Source organism: Streptomyces sp. NPDC107559, assembly GCF_055657365.1.
The window spans coordinates 43,484-60,679 of record NZ_JBVKBD010000012.1 but is presented as its reverse complement, the minus strand read 5'-3'; the positions used below and the strand labels follow the sequence as shown (position 1 = coordinate 60,679).

16 protein-coding genes are annotated in these 17,196 nt (G+C 70.9%); 9 read left to right on the top strand and 7 right to left on the bottom strand.

Features of this window, described 5'->3' with window-relative positions; genetic code table 11:
* Positions 1-110: 110 nt before the first annotated feature.
* Positions 111-1,685: a N,N-dimethylformamidase beta subunit family domain-containing protein gene (locus ACZ7OY_RS30120; protein ID WP_471914320.1), complete on the bottom strand. Its 1,575-nt coding sequence runs from the start codon at positions 1,683-1,685 to the stop codon at positions 111-113.
* A gap of 317 nt (positions 1,686-2,002) precedes the next feature.
* Between ACZ7OY_RS30120 and ltaE the strand changes: the two genes are divergently transcribed.
* Entirely contained in the window at positions 2,003-3,124 is a 1,122-nt protein-coding gene (gene ltaE / locus ACZ7OY_RS30115) for a low-specificity L-threonine aldolase (RefSeq protein WP_471914319.1), read from the top strand.
* Between the two features lie 38 nt (positions 3,125-3,162).
* Here ltaE and ACZ7OY_RS30110 read toward each other — a convergent pair whose 3' ends face one another.
* The 3 genes from ACZ7OY_RS30110 to ACZ7OY_RS30100 all read right to left on the bottom strand — a co-directional run bounded on the left by ACZ7OY_RS30110 (position 3,163) and on the right by ACZ7OY_RS30100 (position 6,073).
* Complete coding sequence (locus ACZ7OY_RS30110; protein WP_471914318.1) at positions 3,163-4,641, bottom strand: glutamate-cysteine ligase family protein; 1,479 nt, start codon at positions 4,639-4,641, stop codon at positions 3,163-3,165.
* Between the two features lie 122 nt (positions 4,642-4,763).
* Positions 4,764-5,021: a hypothetical protein gene (locus tag ACZ7OY_RS30105; protein ID WP_471914317.1), complete on the bottom strand. Its 258-nt coding sequence runs from the start codon at positions 5,019-5,021 to the stop codon at positions 4,764-4,766.
* Positions 5,022-5,134: 113 nt separating this feature from the next.
* Positions 5,135-6,073 carry a GlxA family transcriptional regulator gene (locus ACZ7OY_RS30100; protein ID WP_471914316.1) on the bottom strand — a complete coding sequence of 313 codons (939 nt, stop codon included), beginning with the start codon at positions 6,071-6,073 and terminating at the stop codon, positions 5,135-5,137.
* Positions 6,074-6,281: 208 nt separating this feature from the next.
* Between ACZ7OY_RS30100 and ACZ7OY_RS30095 the strand changes: the two genes are divergently transcribed.
* The 5 genes from ACZ7OY_RS30095 (at position 6,282) to ACZ7OY_RS30075 (ending at position 10,505) form a co-directional block, all read left to right on the top strand.
* Entirely contained in the window at positions 6,282-6,971 is a 690-nt protein-coding gene (locus tag ACZ7OY_RS30095; RefSeq protein WP_471914315.1) for a DJ-1/PfpI family protein, read from the top strand.
* A 63-nt stretch (positions 6,972-7,034) separates the two neighbouring features.
* Positions 7,035-7,352, top strand: a complete 318-nt coding sequence (locus ACZ7OY_RS30090; RefSeq protein WP_471914314.1) for a hypothetical protein — start codon at positions 7,035-7,037, stop codon at positions 7,350-7,352.
* Between the two features lie 675 nt (positions 7,353-8,027).
* The gene (locus ACZ7OY_RS30085; RefSeq protein WP_471914313.1) at positions 8,028-8,969 is read left to right on the top strand and encodes a MerR family transcriptional regulator; all 942 of its coding nucleotides are present in this window, start codon (positions 8,028-8,030) and stop codon (positions 8,967-8,969) included.
* A 146-nt stretch (positions 8,970-9,115) separates the two neighbouring features.
* Positions 9,116-9,388, top strand: coding sequence for a DUF3761 domain-containing protein (locus tag ACZ7OY_RS30080; RefSeq protein ID WP_471914312.1), 273 nt, complete (start codon positions 9,116-9,118; stop codon positions 9,386-9,388).
* 157 nt (positions 9,389-9,545) lie between these two features.
* Complete coding sequence (locus tag ACZ7OY_RS30075) at positions 9,546-10,505, top strand: D-2-hydroxyacid dehydrogenase family protein (protein ID WP_471914311.1); 960 nt, start codon at positions 9,546-9,548, stop codon at positions 10,503-10,505.
* 27 nt (positions 10,506-10,532) lie between these two features.
* Here ACZ7OY_RS30075 and ACZ7OY_RS30070 read toward each other — a convergent pair whose 3' ends face one another.
* Together ACZ7OY_RS30070 and ACZ7OY_RS30065 are read right to left on the bottom strand one after the other, a co-directional pair.
* A complete protein-coding gene (locus tag ACZ7OY_RS30070) occupies positions 10,533-11,396 on the bottom strand; it encodes a PRD domain-containing protein (RefSeq protein ID WP_471914310.1) in 864 nt (287 codons plus the stop codon).
* A 104-nt stretch (positions 11,397-11,500) separates the two neighbouring features.
* The gene (locus ACZ7OY_RS30065; RefSeq protein WP_471914309.1) at positions 11,501-13,624 is read right to left on the bottom strand and encodes a glucose PTS transporter subunit IIA; all 2,124 of its coding nucleotides are present in this window, start codon (positions 13,622-13,624) and stop codon (positions 11,501-11,503) included.
* A 398-nt stretch (positions 13,625-14,022) separates the two neighbouring features.
* On the opposite strand from ACZ7OY_RS30065, the gene ACZ7OY_RS30060 reads away from it, so the two are divergent.
* Positions 14,023-14,541, top strand: a complete 519-nt coding sequence (locus tag ACZ7OY_RS30060) for a zinc-binding dehydrogenase (protein ID WP_471914308.1) — start codon at positions 14,023-14,025, stop codon at positions 14,539-14,541.
* Positions 14,542-14,651: 110 nt separating this feature from the next.
* Here the strand turns inward: ACZ7OY_RS30060 and ACZ7OY_RS30055 are convergent, their stop codons facing one another.
* Positions 14,652-15,071, bottom strand: coding sequence for a hypothetical protein (locus ACZ7OY_RS30055; protein WP_471914307.1), 420 nt, complete (start codon positions 15,069-15,071; stop codon positions 14,652-14,654).
* Positions 15,072-15,491: 420 nt separating this feature from the next.
* On the opposite strand from ACZ7OY_RS30055, the gene ACZ7OY_RS30050 reads away from it, so the two are divergent.
* Positions 15,492-16,118 (top strand): RNA polymerase sigma factor, encoded by a 627-nt coding sequence (locus ACZ7OY_RS30050; protein ID WP_471914306.1) that lies wholly within the window; start codon positions 15,492-15,494, stop codon positions 16,116-16,118.
* Positions 16,115-17,158: a CU044_5270 family protein gene (locus ACZ7OY_RS30045; RefSeq protein WP_471914305.1), complete on the top strand. Its 1,044-nt coding sequence runs from the start codon at positions 16,115-16,117 to the stop codon at positions 17,156-17,158. The genes ACZ7OY_RS30050 and ACZ7OY_RS30045 overlap by 4 nt, the downstream gene beginning before the upstream one ends.
* The last annotated feature ends 38 nt before the right edge of the window (positions 17,159-17,196 follow it).

Genomic DNA, 17,196 nt, shown 5'->3' with positions numbered 1-17,196 from the left:
ACGGTGTCAGGCAGTGGCCGCCGCGGATGCGAACGGGCCGTCCAGGGCGGCCCATTGCAGCTCACGGCGAACGGCGTGGAGATCCTGACGGCCGGCTGACGGCCACGGTCTCAGACGCCGGCCCCGTACACCTGCGTCGTATTCGGCCGGGGCGCGGGCCGGTGGCGGGCCGCCGGTCCCTCGGCGAAGGCGCGCAGCAGGTTCTCGGTCGTACGGGTGACGAAGGCGCGGGTGCGGGCGTCCATGCCGTGGTCGCGGCCCCCGCCGGGGGTGCCCGCCAGCAGAGCCTCCACCCAGCGCATGGTGCCGGTCGCGAAGACGCCCGCGCCGCCGCGGAGTGTGTAGTACGCAGAATCGGCGTGGCTGCGCCGGTCGTTGCACACCAGGGGCGAGTGCGCCGTGATCTCCAGCGGTGCGGGGACGGGCGCACCCGGGGTGACCCGGTCGTACTCCACGCCGACCAGATGGTCGAAGCCCTCCCCGGGACGTACGCCGGTGCCTTCGTACAGCCAGTGGTCCGCCGCGTGGACGACGTACGGGGCGTCCGTCGGGTAGCCCTCGTACAGCACCCCGGTCAGCGACGACTCCGGGTCGGCCGCCGGGGACCGGCGGAAGTCGGTCGTCACCAGGGCCGGTTGCGACGTACGGAGAGGGTCGGCCGGGAAGGACGACTTGTAGCAGACCACCGTGCGGTCGGACCCCGTCCCCTCCTGCTCCAGGCGGATCCGGCGGAAGCAGGTGTTGGCTCCGAGGAAGGCCACGTTGGTGCCGGCGTCGCGCGCCTCGGTGACGTGCCGACGCTGCTCGGGGGTCCAGTACTCGTCATGGCCGAGGCAGATGACGGCGCTCGCCCCGTGCAGGACCGTCGGGTCGCGGTGTACGTCCATCCCGGTGGTGTAGGCGAGCGGGAGGCCGAGTCGTTCGGCCAGGACCACCGCCGCCCGCTCGTACACCCGGAACTTCTCCGCACCGTCCGCGTCGTACGGCCGGTCGAAGCTGACGGCGAGCGACCGGTCGGCGTACGCGCCGGAGGAGCCCTCGTAGAGGCTGAAGCCGCCCCAGCGGTTGTACGCCTGCCAGGTGGCCGGGGCATGCATCAGCACCGTACGGCCCGCGCCCCGGGTGGAGCGCACGATCAGCGGGATGTATCGCTGATGGCCGTCCTGCGTGTCCAGGCGCAGCAGGTAGGCGCCCTCCGGCCATCCCGTCGTGCCGAGCCCCGTCGTGCGCGGCCACTGCGCGCGGACCGTGCGGGTGTCGGACTGCAGGCGGGGTGCGGGCTGGACACGGCCCGGTAGCCGCTCGGACGACCACACCAGCCGGGCCTCGGCCCCGCCGTACCAGCCGACGCGGAAGGCCGAGACGGTGAAGGACGGCGCGGTCGTCGAGACGTGCAGACCGATCTCCTCCCCCGGGGTCACACTCACCCGGTCCGCGTACCCCATGACGGCCGTGTCGGGACCTCGCGACCGAATGCGCCAGTCGGGTGTCCCCGGGCGGTTCCGTTCCGCCTCCGGCCGGGGCGAAGCGGCGGTCCGGTCCGGGTGGCGCGCGAGAGCGGACGGGGCGCACGCGGCGGTCGCGGCGAGCCCCCCGCCTGCGCACGCCTCCAGGAACGCCCTGCGTCGCAGCCCCGGGTTGTGTCCCTGCCCGTCCCGCGGGGTGTCTCGCTGGTCGGGGCCCACATCGCCTCCCGTGCGTCCGGTTCCTGCGGCACCTGCCCCCGAGGACCAAAGTTGGCACAGCAGGACAAGCCGCGCGCCCTGCCGTCGGCCGTCTCCACGGCGTACGGCCGCATCCGCTCCCGGGGCGGGCCGGCCGCGTCGGCGCCGCGCCCTCGTCGCAGGACTCGTCAGCCGACGTGCCGACCGTCGGCGAGCCCGCCGCACACCTCGGCCACCGTCCACCCATGGCCCCCACCCGCCCCGCTGGAAGGCAGGCCCTTCGGGCACGTCGGCCACCCCGGCACCGGGGGTCGCTTCCGGCGTGGCAGAGTGTGCGTGTGCCCACCACTGATACCGCCCGTGCCGCCGACGAGGTCCCGCGTGCCGTGAACACGGCCGACGCCTCCCCCGACCGGCCCGGCCGTCCCGTCGATCTGCGCAGCGACACCGTCACCCGGCCCGGCGAGGCGATGCGCCGGGCGATGGCCGAGGCCGAGGTGGGCGACGACGTCTTCGGTGACGACCCCACCGTCAACGCGTTGCAGGAGCGGATCGCGGGGCTGCTCGGATTCGAGTCCGCGCTGTTCGTCTCCTCGGGGACACAGAGCAACCTCTGCGCCCTGCTGACCCACTGCGGCCGCGGCGACGAGTACATCGCCGGCCAGATGGCCCACATGTACCGGTGGGAGGGCGGTGGCGCCGCCGTGCTCGGCGGCATTCAGCCCCAGCCGCTGCCGCATCGGGCGGACGGGACAATGGACCCGCTGGACATCGCGGCGGCCGTGAAGCCGGACGACCCCCACTTCGCGCGCACGCGGCTGCTCTGCCTGGAGAACACCATCGGCGGCCGCGCCGTGTCGACGGACTTCCTGAAGACCGCCACGCAGCTCGCCCGCGACCACCGGCTGGCCACGCACCTGGACGGGGCGCGGCTGTTCAACGCGGCGGTCGCCGCCGGAGGCGACCCGTACGAGCAGGCCCGGCTGATCGCCGGCCACTTCGACAGCGTCTCGGTCTGCTTCAGCAAGGGCCTGGGCGCGCCGGTCGGCTCGGCGCTCCTGGGTTCGAGGGAGTTCGTGGCCGAGGCCCGGCGCTGGCGCAAGGTCCTGGGCGGCGGGATGCGACAGGCCGGCGTACTGGCGGCCGCCGCCCTGTACGCGCTCGACCACCATGTCACGCGACTCGCGGACGACCACGCACACGCCGCGCTGTTCGCCGAGGGCCTGAGGGACGTCAAGGGTCTGACCGTGGAGCCCAGCGGGACCAACATGGTCTTCGCGAAGTCCGCCCCCGGCCTCGACACCGACGAGCTGCGCGACCGGCTGGCGCGTCGTGGGCTGTTGTGCGCGGGATACCCGGGCCAGCTGCGCTTCGTGTTCCACCTGGACGTGACGCGCGCCGACGCGGAGTACGCGGTGCGGATCGTGCGGGAGACGCTGGACGAGGTCGCAACGGGCTGATCCCGTAGGGACGTCGGCCGGTACGTCCGTCCGTTCCGTCAGTCCACCGGCCAGGTGTGGACCGGCGCGTTGAGGTGCATGTAGTCGATGTACTGATGCGTCATGCGCCGCAGCGCCTCGTGACGGCCGCAGTGCTCCGACGCCTCGTAGCGGTGCAGCATCTCCTTCTGCCAGACGGCGCCGTTGCGCGCGGTGACGCACCGCTGCTCGATGATGCCGAGCAGCGGTTCCCGCCAGGCCGCGTCCATGCCCGAGCGCTCCAGGCCCTGGTGCGCCAGCGGCAGCAGCCTGCGCAGGGCGAGTTCGGGCGCCGGCACCTCGCCCGTTCCGGGCCAGTAGAGCCGGGCGTCGATGCCGTGCCGTGCCGCTGCGTGCAGGTTGTCCTCGGCGGCGGAGAAGGACATCCGCGACCACACCGGCCGGTCCTCGTCCACCAGGGCGCGGGTGAGGCCGTAGTAGAAGGCGCCGTTGGCGAGGGTGTCGGTGACCGTCGGGCCCGCGGGCAGCACGCGGTTCTCCACCCTCAGGTGCGGCCTGCCCCGGGAGACGGCGTAGACCGGACGGTTCCATCGGTAGATCGTGCCGTTGTGCAGGGCGAGTTCGGCCAGGTCCGGGGTGTCCCCGCGATCCAGCGTCTGCTGGGGGTCCTGGTCCTCGCACAGGGGCAGCAACGCCGGAAAGTAGCGGACGTTCTCCTCGAAGAGATCGAAGACGCTGTTGATCCACCGCTCCCCGAACCAGACCCGGGGCCGTACTCCCTGTGCCTTGATCTCCAGCGGGCGGGTGTCCGTCGCCTGCTCGAAGAGCGGGATACGGGTCTCGTGCGCCAGCTCCTTGCCGAACAGAAAGGGCGAGTTGGCCGCCAGCGCGACCTGGACTCCGGCGATCGCCTGCGCCGCGTTCCAGTAGTCGGCGAACTCCTCCGGCGGCACCTGGAGATGGAACTGCGTGCTCGTGCACGCGGCTTCCGGCGTGATGGTCTCCGCGTAGGTCCGCAGCCGGTCGACACCGTCCAGCTCGATGAGCAGATCCTCGCCGCGCGCCGCGAAGACCTGCTCGTTGATCAGCCGGTAGCGGGCGTTCTCCGACAGGGCGTCCGGTCCGACGTCCGCCTCCCGCAGGGTCGGGAGGATACCCACCATGATCAGCTGGACGCCGATCGTCCTGGCGCGCTGGTCCGCGTGGTTCAGCGCGGCACGGATCTCCTCCTCCCAGGCATCGGGGCCGCCCGCGGTCAGCCGCCGGGGCGGAATGTTGATCTCCAGATTGAACCGGCCCAGCTCGGTGTCCCAGGCGGGATCCCCGATCGCGTCGAGCACATCCGCGTTGCGCATCGCCGGCTCGGCCTCGGAGTCGGTCAGGTTCAGCTCGATCTCCAGGCCCACCTGAGGCCACTCCGCGTCGAACCGTGACTCCCGCAGCATCTGTGCGAAGACGTCGAGACATTCCTGCATCTTGATCCGGTACCGGCGACGGTCCTCGCGGGTGAAGACCAGCGCCGGAACGTCGCGTCCCATCGGCCCTCCCGGTGGCCCCACGGCTGCCTCTCCCCTACAGCGTCGCACCACGGGACAGGTCTGACCATGCGGGACGAAGCCGCAGGCCGGCCGGGGACGGCACCGTCGCCGCCGCAGCCCGGTCAGGCGGCGACCAGGGCGACCAGCCCGTAGTCCAGTTCCTGGCCGTCGACCAGCACCGCCTCGACGGTGCGGGTCTCGGGGTCGATGTCGGCCACGATCCCCTGCCCCGAGTAGCGGGGGTAACCGGAGGCGCCCGTCTCGCCCGTCACCTCGACGAGTGCCGACCTCACGGCCGAGTCCTCCGCGCCGACGCCGCCTCCGTTCGCGATGTGCGCGGGGACCAGCAGGACGGTGAAGCGCTGCGGTTGTGTAGTCATGCTCCGGAATCTAATCGTCCGTCCCGCTCCGTCCGGGAAGGACGCACGGTGGGGCTGCGAAAGAGGCGGTCGCCTCGGCGTCGGCGTCCACTGCCCCGTTCCTGCCCGCCGGGTCAGCTGAAGGTGCGTCGGTAGGTCTGCGGGCTGACGCCGGTGGTGCGTTTGAAGCGGTCGCGGAAGGTGGTGGGTGAGCCGAAGCCGACCTGGCCGCCGATGCGTTCAACGGAGTGCTCCGTGGTTTCCAGGAGGTGCTGTGCCTGGCGGATCCGGGCTCGGTGCAGCCACTGGAGCGGGGTGGTGCCGGTCTGCTCGCGAAAGCGCCGGATCAGGGTCCGGGTGCTGGTCCCGGCTCGCTCCGCGATGTCGGTGAGGGTGAGGTCGCGGGCCAGGTTCTCCCGCAGCCAGGCGAGCAGCACGTCCAGCTCCGATCCCTGTGGCTCGGGGGCGTGGTCGTGGACGATGAACTGTGCCTGTCCGCCCTCCCGTTCGAGGGGCATCACCGACAGCCGGGCGGCATCGGCGGCGACCGCCGAGCCGTAGTCACGGCGGATCATGTGCAGGCACAGGTCCAGGCCTGCGGCCGCGCCGGCCGAGGTGAGGAACTGGCCGTTGTCGACGTAGAGCACGTCCGCATCGACGTCGAGGTCCGGGTGGGTGGCGGCCAGGAGCTCGGCCGCGAGCCAGTGGGTCGTGACCCGCAGCCCGTCGAGGAGCCCGGTGGCGGCCAGGGGGAAGGTGCCCGCGCAGATGGAGGCGATCCGCGTGCCGTCGGCCGCGGCCGACCGCAGCGCGTCGCGCACGGCGGCGGAGAGCGGAGCGGTGAGGTCGGCGACACCCGGCACGATGACGGTGTCCGCGCCCTGGAGGCCCTCCAGCCCCCAGGGTGCGCGCAGGGCGAAGGCTCCGGCGTCGATCTCGTCGCGCTCGGCGCACACCCGGACCCGGTAGCCGGGCCGCCCGTCGGGCAGACGGGTGCGGGAGAAGACCTCGATCGGGGTGGCCAGGTCGAACGGGATCACCTGGTCCAGCGCGAGGACGGCGACGGTGTGCATGGCCGGAATTTACCTCATCAACGGTTCGGCGGGACCTGCCCGACGTCCGGGAATCCCCGAATCACAGCAGGTCCGATCCTCTGAATGCACTTCTGAATGCCTTTGGCGTTATCCCGTTGAACTCTGTCATTACTGCCACTGGGCGATCAAGGCGGCGGCCTGTTGACTTCGGGGTGTCCGATGGAGACCACCCCCCGAAGGAACGTCCATGCACATCCAGGTTGTCCTGTACGACGGCTTCGACCCGCTCGATGTCATCGCCCCCTACGAGGTGCTGTACGCCGGTGGCTCGGCGTCGGACGGCGCGGTGAGCGTCGAGCTGGTCTCCGCGGAAGGCCCTCGTGAAGTGATCAGCGGGACCGGAGGACTGACGCTGCGCGCCACCGGCACCCTCGACCCGAGGCGCGCTGACATGCTTCTGCTGCCCGGCGCCTCGGGCCGCGTGGGCGAACCCGGTGAGGTCCCGGCGGAAGAGGTGGGCACCGGCGAGCGGCGGCAGGACGAGTCCGTCCCGGTGCTGCTGGGCCGCACGCTGAACACCGGGCTCCCCGCGCTCCTGAAGCAGGCGATGGACGACCCGGACGTCACGGTCGCCACCGTCTGCGGCGGCTCGCTCGTCCTGGCCCTGGCGGGCCTGCTGGAGGGGCGTCACGCCACCACCCACCACCTGGGCCTGGACCTGCTGGACGCCACCGGCGCCCACGCGGTCCGCGCCCGCATCGTCGACGACGGCGACCTCGTCACCGGCGCCGGCGTCACCTCCGGGCTCGACCTCGGCCTGTACCTGCTGGAACGCGAGGTGGGCCCCCGTGTCGCGCACGCCGTCGAGGAACTCTTCTCCCACGAGCGGCGTGGCACCGTCTGGCGGGCCCAGGGCCCGACGCCGACCCCCTTCTGAACCCTCGGCCCGCGCCGGTCAGCCGCCCGCCATCCCCCTTGCGCAGTCAGGAAGAACATCAGCATGTCCGTCGAAGGCACCTGGAACCTGTCCGTCTCCACCCCCATCGGCAAGATCGAGGCCGTGGTCGAACTCCGTGAGCAGGACGGTCTCCTGACCGGCGTCGCCCGCGGAGCCGACGAGGAAGTACCCCTCCACGACATCGCCCTCGACGGCGACCGGCTCACCTGGAAGCAGGCCGTCACCAAGCCCATGCGGCTGAACCTGGCGTTCGACGTGACGGTCGACGGAGACACCCTCCAGGGCACCTCCAGGGCCGGCCGCCTCCCGACCTCCAAGGTCACCGGCGAACGCCGGACCGGACCCGAGCGCCGGCCGTGACCGCACGCCGGGGCTCCCCGCTTCCTCCCGCGGCTTCGTGCTGCGCGTGCATGGCCTGTTGGTGGGCGGCGAGACGGTCGGGTGACACCTCGGAGTCGTAGCCGGACACCTGCCGATCGCGCCCTCGAAGTACGACCTGGCGTCGACGCCGCCGATCCGCATCGGAGCGTCGGTGTCGGTGTCGGTGTCGGTGGGGTGATCCGACACGCCTCCAGGGCATCCTGGTCGCAAAGCACCCCGTCCTTGTAGATCTTGACGTACCCGGTCGGGTAAGCGGGACTCGTGTCGCGGGTGTTGATCACCAGCGCGTAATGGATCCACTCACCGGGACCGACCTTGTCCTCGAAGTACGATCCGGCGCCGAATCCGCCGTCGTTGAAGACGTGTCCGCTGATGCGGTTGGCGCGCAGTTCGCTGTTGTCCCGCGAGTACACACGGGCCAGCCACTCGTTCCCGCCGTCCGTGCCGGAGGCCTTGCAGCCGCAATCATGCCGCCGAGGACTCCCAGGACGAGTCCGACCGGCTTGTGAGCGATCTCGGACGCTTTCATGGCATCAGCCCTTCCGGCGCCGCAGCAGCCATCCGGCGCCTGTCACCGCAGCGGCAGTCACCGCGCTCGCCCGACCGGGGAATAGCCTTGCACCTCCAGTGACTGGAGACGGCAGAGTGCGGGACATGAACGCGACGACCCTCTACCCGATCGGGGAGCTTTCCCGCCGGACCGGCCTGTCCGTGCGGACCATCCGGTTCTACGCCGATTCCGGGGTCGTCGCGCCGACCACCCGAAGTCCCGCCGGCCATCGGCTCTACGACCTCGACGCACTGGTTCGTCTGGAACTCGTCCGCACCCTGCGCGAGTTGGGCCTGGACCTGCCCACGATTCAACGGGTGCTGGACCGCGAGCTGTCGATGGCGGAAGTCGCCGCGGCGCACGCGGAGGCCATGGACGTCCAGATCCGGACGCTGCTCCTGCGTCGGAGCGTGCTGCAGGTCGTGGCCGGACGGGGGTCCAGTCCCGAGGAGACCCAACTCATGCACAGGCTCACCCAGTTGTCCGGCGAGGAACGCCGGCGTCTGATCGACGATTTCGTGGCGGCCACCTTCGGCACGGAGGATGCCGACCCCGCCGCGGTGGCCCTGGTCCGCGCCGCCACGCCCGACCTGCCCGGCGATGCGACCGACGAGCAGGTCGCCGGATGGGTGGAGCTCGCCGAGCTGGTCGGCGACGCGGATTTCCGTGCCCGGATGCGCCGGACGGCCATGTTCCAGGCCGCGGGGCGTACGCTCGGCATCGAGCGCGCCGCCGGCGATGAACTGATGAGGTTCACCCGTCAACAGGTCACCGCGGCCATGGAGTCGGGCATGGACCCGCTCGGCGAGCGGGCCGCCCCGGTCGTCGACGACCTCGTACGCCGCTTCGCCGAGGTGTTCGCGCGCACCCCCGACGCGGAATTCCGGGACTGGATGGCACGGGAGTTCGAAGAAGGGCATGATCCCGTGGTAAACCGCTACTGGCGGCTGGTGTGGATCGTCAACGGCTGGCAGGTGGTTCCACACCTGCTCCCGGTGTATCCCTGGCTCATCCAGGCCCTGCGCGGCAAGGCCGCAATCGCTTGAACATCCGTACTCAGAAAGTGACTTCGATGATCTGACGGGTCGCCATGAACGGTCGTGAACACCGCGAAGCTCCCGTACCAGCCGGTAAGTCATTCAAGCCGATATAAGCTCCGGCTGCATTTGTTCACCTCACTCGGGGGATCCCCTTGCGCACGCGTCTTGCCGCTTCAGCGGTCACCATCGCCCTCGCGGGCGTCTTCTTCAGCGCACCGACCGCATCGGCGACGACGGCACTGCCGTCCACCAACACAGCCCACCGCTGCGTCCACCACACCACCGGACAGTGCGGCTGGACACATCACCAGAAGCCCAGGGACAAGTACGAGACGGCGAAGTGCAAGGACGCCTCCGTCTCGTACTCGCGGCACTCCCAGGGCACCTGCTCGCACCACCACGGCGTCCGGTACTGGTTCAAGTAGACCCACCACCGAGCGGATGCGCCGCCCGCCACCCACGGCAGGCGGCGCATCCGTCCGTCACATGGCCGTCGCCCGGTGAACGCGCCCTGCTGCCGGCTGCCCCCGCACCGGGTGCCCGGCCCCCGTCCCGACAGCGAGATTCCCTGGGAGGAACGACATGCCGTTCCGTTGCGCCGTACTCGACGACTTCCAGAACGTGGCGACCGCGTACGCGGACTGGACGGCGCTGGGCGACCGCGTGGAGGTCGTCTCCTTCACGGAGCACTTCACCCGTGAGGACGACCTCGCCGCGGCCCTCGTCGGCTTCGACTGCGCGGTCACCCTGCGCGAGCGAGTGCCGTTTCCTGCCACCCTGCTCGACCGGCTGCCCCGCCTGAAGCTGCTGATCGCCTCCGGCATGCGCAACTCGGTGATCGACTACACGGCGGCCAAGGCCAACGGCGTCACCGTGTGCGGCACCGAGAGCTCCTCCACCCCGCCGCTCGAACTCACCTGGGCCCTGCTCCTCGGGCTCGCCCGCGGCCTGGTCCAGGAGAGCAACGCCCTGCGCGAGGGCGGCCCCTGGCAGTCCACCGTCGGGGCCGACCTGGCCGGGCGCACCCTCGGGCTGCTCGGACTGGGCCGGATCGGCAGCCGGGTGGCCCAGGTCGGGCTCGCCTTCGGCATGGACGTCACCGCCTGGAGTCAGCACCTCACCGCGGAGCGCGCCGAAGCGGCCGGCGTACGCCTCGCCCGTTCCAGGGAGGAACTGCTCGCGGGCAGCGACTTCGTGTCCGTGCACCTCGCGCTGAGCGACCGTACCCGCGGCCTGCTCGGGGCCGCCGAACTCGCCCTGCTCCGGCCGACCGCCTATCTGGTCAACACCTCCCGGGCCGCCGTCGTCGACCAGGACGCACTGCTCGCCGTGCTGCGCGAGGGCCGTATCGCGGGCGCGGGTGTCGACGTCTTCGATGTCGAACCTCTGCCCAACGACCACCCGATGCGCACCGCGCCGCGTCTGCTCGCCACCCCGCACCTGGGCTACGTGTCCCGCGCCAACTACGAGCGCTACTACGGCCAGGCCGTGGAGAACATCCGGGCCTACCTCGACGACGCCCCGGTCCGGGTCCTCGGCTGACCTGCCGTCTCGCTCCGCGTCGTGGTCTCACGCGGCGGAGCTGTCGGCCTCCATGGTCATGCGGGCCACATGGAGTGCCAGGTAGGAGACCTCGTCCTCGCTCAGCTGACGCCCCAGACGCAGCTCGACGATCGTCGCCAGCTGCTCCGCGGTGCGCGTCGCGTCCGGGTAGTACTGGCGGATGCCCTTGCCGATCGTGGACTCCTGGCCGGTCAGCTGCTGGCGCTGCTGGATCCGTACGAAGAGGTAGCGCACGTGGGTGACGAACCTCGCCACGTTCATCGACTCGTGGGAGATGTCCAGCCCGTACCGCTCCCGTACGACGGCGAGCATCTGCTGGATGACCCCGGTCATCGTGTACGTGAACGACAGGTCGCCCGAGACGAACCCCGCGTTGACCAGGTGCAGGGCGAGCGCGACCGCCTCGGAGGCACCCAGTTCCGGCACCACGCGCTTGTTGATGGCCCGCAGCAGGCGCTGTGCCTGGGCGTACTCGGTGGCGTACAGGGTCTGGACCTCGGCGCGCAGCGGGTAGTCGATGTCGGTACCCTGCCTGGCTCGTTCCAGCGCGCCGGCGACGTGGTCGGCGACGGCGATGGCGAGGGTGGGGCGGGTGGACTCGCGTCCCTCGATGCCGACTTCTTCGAGGGCGCTCACGACGGCCTCGAGGACTTCCTCGCTGATGAGGGCGAGGGCCTCGCCGAGCCGGTCGGCGTCGTGGTCGTGGCCGTGGCCGTCGGTGGGGACGAAGACGCGCTCGATCAGCGCGGAGTCGACGGGCTTGCCCTGGTGGGAGCTGAAGCCGATGCCACGCCCGGTGAGGATGACCGGCTGGCCCTTCTCGTCGCTCGCGAGCACCACGTTGTTGTTGAGGACACGCAGAGCCTTCACCGCAGACCCTCCCTTCCGTCCGTCTCCATCCTCTCCCGAACCGAAGCGGCGCGCGCACGCCTCCCGTGAGGGGGGCGTGCACGCGCCGGTTCAGTGACGGGTGATCACCGCCGCACGGTCACCACCCGGGCGCCGGCGGTGACGTCCTGCCCGGTGTGCGGCTCGACCGAGGCCATGTCCGCGGTGTTCAGGACGGTCATGAGAACGACCGTCGGGTGCCCCGCGGCGCGCACCGCGCCGAGGTCGACCTCGGCGAGGAGGTCACCGGCGGAGACCTTCTGGCCGGGCTCGACGCGGACGTCGAAGCCTTCGCCCTTCATCTGCACCGTGTCGATGCCGATGTGGATGAGCACCTCGACACCGTCCGCGGTGCGGATCCCGAACGCGTGGCCCGTCTTGGCGACGGTGATCAGCTCGCCGTCGACCGGGGCGACGACGTGGCCGTGGGCCGGCTCGATGCCCACGCCCTCACCGAGCGCGCGGGAGGCGAAGACCGGGTCCTCGACCGTGCCGAGGCCGATCACACGGCCCGAGACCGGCGCCGCGAGCTCGAGGCCCGCACCGGCAGCAGCAGAAGCGTCCGCCGCGACGGTGCCGGCGGAGGCGCCGGTGGCACCCACGGTCACGAGCGCACGCTCTGCGGCGGCCGCGGGGGCGCCGACGGTGACCAGCTCACGCTCCTCGGCCGGTGCGGCCTCGGCGGGGGCGGCAACCTCACCGCGGGCGGCGGCCCCGGCGGCGTCACGCTCGGCGTTGGCCGCGATGCGCTCCTCCTTGGTGCGGTAGTCGGAGAAGTACACGAGAGCCATCGAGGTGAAGAAGGCCGCCGTGATCGCGATGATGTACTTGATCATCGGGTCGAAGACCGGGATGGTCAGCAGGGAGGTGAAGGCGAAGGCCTTGGTGTTCACGCCGCCCAGGATGCCGATGATCACACCGCCCACGAGGCAGCCGACCAGCATGCGCGGGTAGATCCGCTTGAAGCGCAGGTGGATGCCGTACAGCGAGGGCTCGGAGATACCGCCGAGCAGACCCGCGGCCAGGGCGCCGGTGGCGGTCTGACGCATGTCCTTCTCACGGTGACGGATCGAGAGCAGCAGGACACCGGCGGTGGCGCCGAAGCAGGCGAAGTTCCACGTGCCCATGGGGCCCTGGATGAAGTCGTACCCGAGGGTGTTGATGTTGACGAGCATCAGCGCGTTCAGCGGCCAGTGCAGACCCAGCGGCACCAGGAACGGGTACAGCATCGGGATGACGATCGCGAAGACGATCGGGGCGTGGCCGTTCAGCCAGGACAGACCCGTGCCGAGGCCGTTGCCGGCCCAGACGCCCATGGGGCCGATGAGGAAGGCGGTCAGCGGGATCATGATCAGCATGCTGAAGAACGGCACGAAGACCATCTGGACGTTCTCGGGGAAGATCCGCTTCAGGCCCTTGTAGACCAGGGCGAGCAGGGCGACCATCAGCAGCGGCACGAACACCTGGCCGCCGTAGTCGTTCAGCTGCATCGGCAGCCCGAAGACGTGCGCCACGGACTCCGAGGTGCCCAGCGTCGCGTTGGTGTGGGTGACGACGCCGGGGGTCTTGGACCCGATCATGCCGGTGAAGTTCGGGGTCATCACCGCGGCCATGACCGTGGCGCCGACCCAGGGGTCGATCTTCAGCTTCTTGGCCGCGTTGTAGGCGACCATGATCGGCAGGAAGTACAGCACCGAGCGCCACATGGCGTCGACGAAGACCCAGCTGGCGGACTTGTCCGCGGCGCGGAAGTCGACCAGGCCGAAGGCGTCGAGCATGGAGGCGATCGCGATGATCAGCGAGGCGCCGAGCAGCACGCCCAGGAGCGGGCGGAACGAGTCCGAGAGGTACTCGAAGAAGTTGTCGAGCCAGGCGTAGCGGCCGCGGCCCTTGGCGCGGATCTCGGCCTTGACGTCCGCGTCGGACTGCGGGCTGGGAGCGGCCCCGCTCTTCATCGACGGCAGGTTCATGATGTCGGAGTAGACGCCCGCCACGGCTCCGCCGATCACGATCTGGAAGCGGTCGCCGGACTGAGGCACGGTGCCCATGACACCGTCGAGGCCGTCGAGCGCGGTCTGGTCGACCTTCTTGGCGTCGTGGAGCTGGAAGCGCAGCCGCGTCGCGCAGTGCGTGAGGCTCTCGATGTTCTCGGATCCGCCGACGCCACGGAGGATCTTCTCCGCCAGCGCATCGGATGTGCGTGTGCTCATGGGTGCGTCCTAACATCCCTGGTTCGTGCGGTTCTGCACCGTTCTTCGATCTCTCCCGCCCGGACCGTGGCAGCAAAAAAGGCCTGGGTGGCGCACGTGGCGCCACCCAGGCCTTGCCTCCCGTCGGACCGGCCCGCCGCCGTCACCTCACATGAGGCGACGCCGATGGCGTCCATAGGGAGTAACAATCCTGCGATCGGGTTCGATCGAAAATTACTATAGCAGCGAAATAGCGCCATAGGAAGAAACTCTTCCGGACCGGGACAAACGGTCGATCTCCTGATGGATCACGACACTCCGGCCCTCCACCACTCCGCCACTCCCGACGGGGGGAGCCTCTCCGTGGTGGCTGTTTCCGAAGCCGACACGCAGGGACGTGGCCGACGGGGGCCGGAGCCATGAAGGCTCCCGGCCCGTCGATGGCCAGGTGGCCGCGTCGAGGACTTCCGAACCTCGATCAGGAGATCGAGAGATCAGCAGATCAAGAGATCAGGCGATCAGGAATCGAGCGGGCCATAGTGTCGCACGGCGCCGGGCATCAGGGCCAACGCCTGCCCGATGCGCGCCCCTGCCCGGTCGCTGGGGCGGCGGCGTACGGGACCGTGAGCACGCCGGAGAAGGCGGAATACGCGAGGCGCTTCGGATACGACGACGTCTTCCTGCGGGACGGTTTCACGGAAGCGGTGGGAGAGGCGACGGCGGGCAGGGGCGTGGATCTGGTCCTGGACCCGGTCGGCTGCCCCACCCGTCCGGCGAGCCTGGAGATCCTGGCCCCGTTCGGCCGGGTCGCCGTCTGCGGCGAGGCGGCTCGCCACCCCGACCGCATCCTCCCGGTCCTCCCGCTGTGGAAGAACAACCACCAACTGCTCGAGTCGGGCGAGAACATGGGAAGGGCCGTACTGCGAGTCCGCCCCTGAGCCCAGGGCACGTGTCCAGCGGGTCCGCCCCCGACTCCCCTCCACCGCAAGCCCCTTCGGCCCGGCGGACCGCGGGTCGCACTCCCCCTCGGTCCGCCCTCAGCGTGCGATCACCCGTGCGGGCTGCCGATGTCCCCCGTGAAGCCGTCGGTCGGACGCGGTTGGAGTGGCTGGGGAAATCCCAACTCGTCCAGCAGCGCGCCGAAGAGGTCCTCCGCGAAGGTCGCCCGCGAGCGCAGTAGCTCCTCGATCCGGGACTGCTGACCGGCAACTGGGACACCGGCCGCCGCAGCCCAGTCGAGGGCGCGTACGGCGTCGGCCGGAACATCCATGTCGAGTTCCGCGCGCTTGCGGCTCACAGCGTCGTCGAACTCGGGCGTGCCCACCCACAGGCTCACGTCGTCCAGGCCCTCCGGCTCCTCGGCGAGCAGTGCAGCAGCGACGTCCATGTTGAGCCACGCCTGCCAACGCTGCCCGTCGGTTCCCAGTCCGGTCACGAGAGCGAGGTCGCTGTCGGAGACGTCTGCCACGCAGGCCGGTGCACCGGTCCAGCCGACCAGAGCGGAAAGGTGGGTCGTCCTGCCACAGTCCCTGATCGAACCAAAGCGTCTGCCAGCCACCCGGACGCGGCCACCAGGCGTGCACGGTGTCCCTCGACTCCCGGTCGACGCTGTCGAAGGCGGGTGCTTCCAGCAGCGGACACTTGCTACGGGCAAAGACCAGGTGACCTGAGAGTCCCACGGGACCTCCTTCTCGGAGACGTTGCGCGCAGCCTATGAGCGGCCACTGACACGGCAGGCCCACGGCGAGGGGCCCACGGTTCCGGCCTACGCTGTCCGCCGGCCGGTGCCGATCGGCATGGGCGCCCGACGGGCCCCGCCACCGGGGCCGTACCGGTGTACGTGACACAGGCCACAGGAACTCCTCTGGTGCTGCGGAGAGAAGTGGTCGTGAGAGACGCAGAAGACGATGTGCGCCGCCGCGTGCGCCAAGGGGACCGCGCGGCGTTCGCCCAGCTGTACGAGGAGTTCGCCCGCGCCGTGTACAACCACGGTCTGCGGCTGACCGGCGACTGGTCGACAGCCGAAGAGATCATGTCCGAGACGTTCCTGACTGCGTGGCGGACCCGTGCGCGGGTGCACGAGGACGGCGGCTCGCTGCTGCCCTGGCTGCTGGGCATCGCCACCCACAAGGCGGACAACGCCCGCCGGGGACAACGCAGACGCCAGCTGTTCCTGGCGCGTCAGCCGCAGCCGCCCGCGGAGGAGGACTTCGCGCCCCGGACGGTCGGGCGGATCGACGACGCACGGCGCCTGCGTGCCGTGCACGCCGCTCTGGGCCGGCTGCGGCGCCAGGAACGCGAGATTCTGGCCCTGTGCGTGTGGTCCGGCCTGGACTACCAGCAGACGGCGGAGGCCCTGGGCATCGCCGTCGGCACCGTGCGTTCCCGCCTCTCGCGGGCCCGCAGGAAGCTGGCCCGCCTCGCGGAGGAAGACCGGGAACCGCCCGTCACCCGCGGAGAGATGACAAGTGCGGCCGCGATCGCGGCCCTGCCCGCACGGAAGGAGCTCACATGAACGACGGCGACCGCGAGGAGATCGCGCGCCTGCTGCCGGCCCCGGCCGACTGGGACCTTCCGCGCGAGCAGCACCTTCGTCACAAGGAACTGCTGATGCACCGCATCGACCGAGACATCGCCCAGGAGCAGGCGACCCGTACCCGCCCGGCCCGCCGGCTGCTGCGGCCCGCGCTCCTGGCCCCGGTCACCGCTCTGGCCCTGGCCGGCGCGCTGGCCGCGGGAGTCGCCCTGAACGGCAACGGCGGGACGCCCCCCGGCGCCTCTTCGCACCGTGCGGCCACGGACATGCGGCCCGCCGCGGCGCTCCTGGGCCGGATCTCCGACGCCGCCGGGGAGCGCACCACGCCGCAGGTGCGGGACGACCAGTTCGTCTACATCCGGGAGAAGGCGCGCGGTGCCGACCTGACCAGCGGGAAGGCCGTCCTCGGCCCGCTGCAGGACCGGGAGGTGTGGGCCGCTCAGGAACAGGGACCGCTGCACAAGCTCGGCCTGGTGCGGGAGGACGGCGAGACGCTGCCGATCAACGCCGAACTCGGTGACACCGACGGCACCCCGGCCGGTATCAACCGGGCCACCTACCGCTGGCTCGGCTCGCTGCCCACCGACCCCGACAAACTGCTGGCCTACCTGTACGCGAACACGCCGCACGCCGAGGGCCGGGGACGGGACCAGGCGGTGTTCGAGCAGATCGGGGGTCTGGTCGGCGGGGTGATGCCGCCCGCCACGGCCGCCGCGCTCTACCGGGCCGCGGCGAAGATCCCCGGCGTCACCGCGGCCCCGCAGGCGCGCGACGCGATCGGCCGCCGGGGGCTCGGCATCGCCCGTGACGACACGGACTACGGGGTCCGGACCGAGTGGGTCTTCGACGAGAAGGACTACTCCTATCTCGGCTCCCGCAGCTACCTGATCAAGGACACCTCGTACGGAAAGGCGGGCACGCTGCTGTCCAGCGAGGCCGAGCTGGAACTCGCCGTCGTCGACAAGGCCGGCCAACAGCCCACGGACGCGGAGCGCACCCGGATCCAGTCGCAGAGCTGACCGTTCGTCCCCGGGGTCCCCCGCTTCAGTCACGCTCC

Bases quoted from the DNA above. Each gene is read 5' to 3' on its own strand.
- ACZ7OY_RS30110 (WP_471914318.1), bottom strand. From the start codon at position 4,641: ATGGGACGCGACGTTCCGGCGCTGGTCTTCACCCGCGAGGACCGTCGC.
- ACZ7OY_RS30105 (WP_471914317.1), bottom strand. From the start codon at position 5,021: ATGACTACACAACCGCAGCGCTTCACCGTCCTGCTGGTCCCCGCGCAC.
- ACZ7OY_RS30100 (WP_471914316.1), bottom strand. From the start codon at position 6,073: ATGCACACCGTCGCCGTCCTCGCGCTGGACCAGGTGATCCCGTTCGAC.
- ACZ7OY_RS30095 (WP_471914315.1), top strand. From the start codon at position 6,282: ATGCACATCCAGGTTGTCCTGTACGACGGCTTCGACCCGCTCGATGTC.
- ACZ7OY_RS30090 (WP_471914314.1), top strand. From the start codon at position 7,035: ATGTCCGTCGAAGGCACCTGGAACCTGTCCGTCTCCACCCCCATCGGC.
- ACZ7OY_RS30085 (WP_471914313.1), top strand. From the start codon at position 8,028: ATGAACGCGACGACCCTCTACCCGATCGGGGAGCTTTCCCGCCGGACC.
- ACZ7OY_RS30075 (WP_471914311.1), top strand. From the start codon at position 9,546: ATGCCGTTCCGTTGCGCCGTACTCGACGACTTCCAGAACGTGGCGACC.
- ACZ7OY_RS30065 (WP_471914309.1), bottom strand. From the start codon at position 13,624: ATGAGCACACGCACATCCGATGCGCTGGCGGAGAAGATCCTCCGTGGC.
- ACZ7OY_RS30060 (WP_471914308.1), top strand. From the start codon at position 14,023: ATGAAGGCTCCCGGCCCGTCGATGGCCAGGTGGCCGCGTCGAGGACTT.
- ACZ7OY_RS30045 (WP_471914305.1), top strand. From the start codon at position 16,115: ATGAACGACGGCGACCGCGAGGAGATCGCGCGCCTGCTGCCGGCCCCG.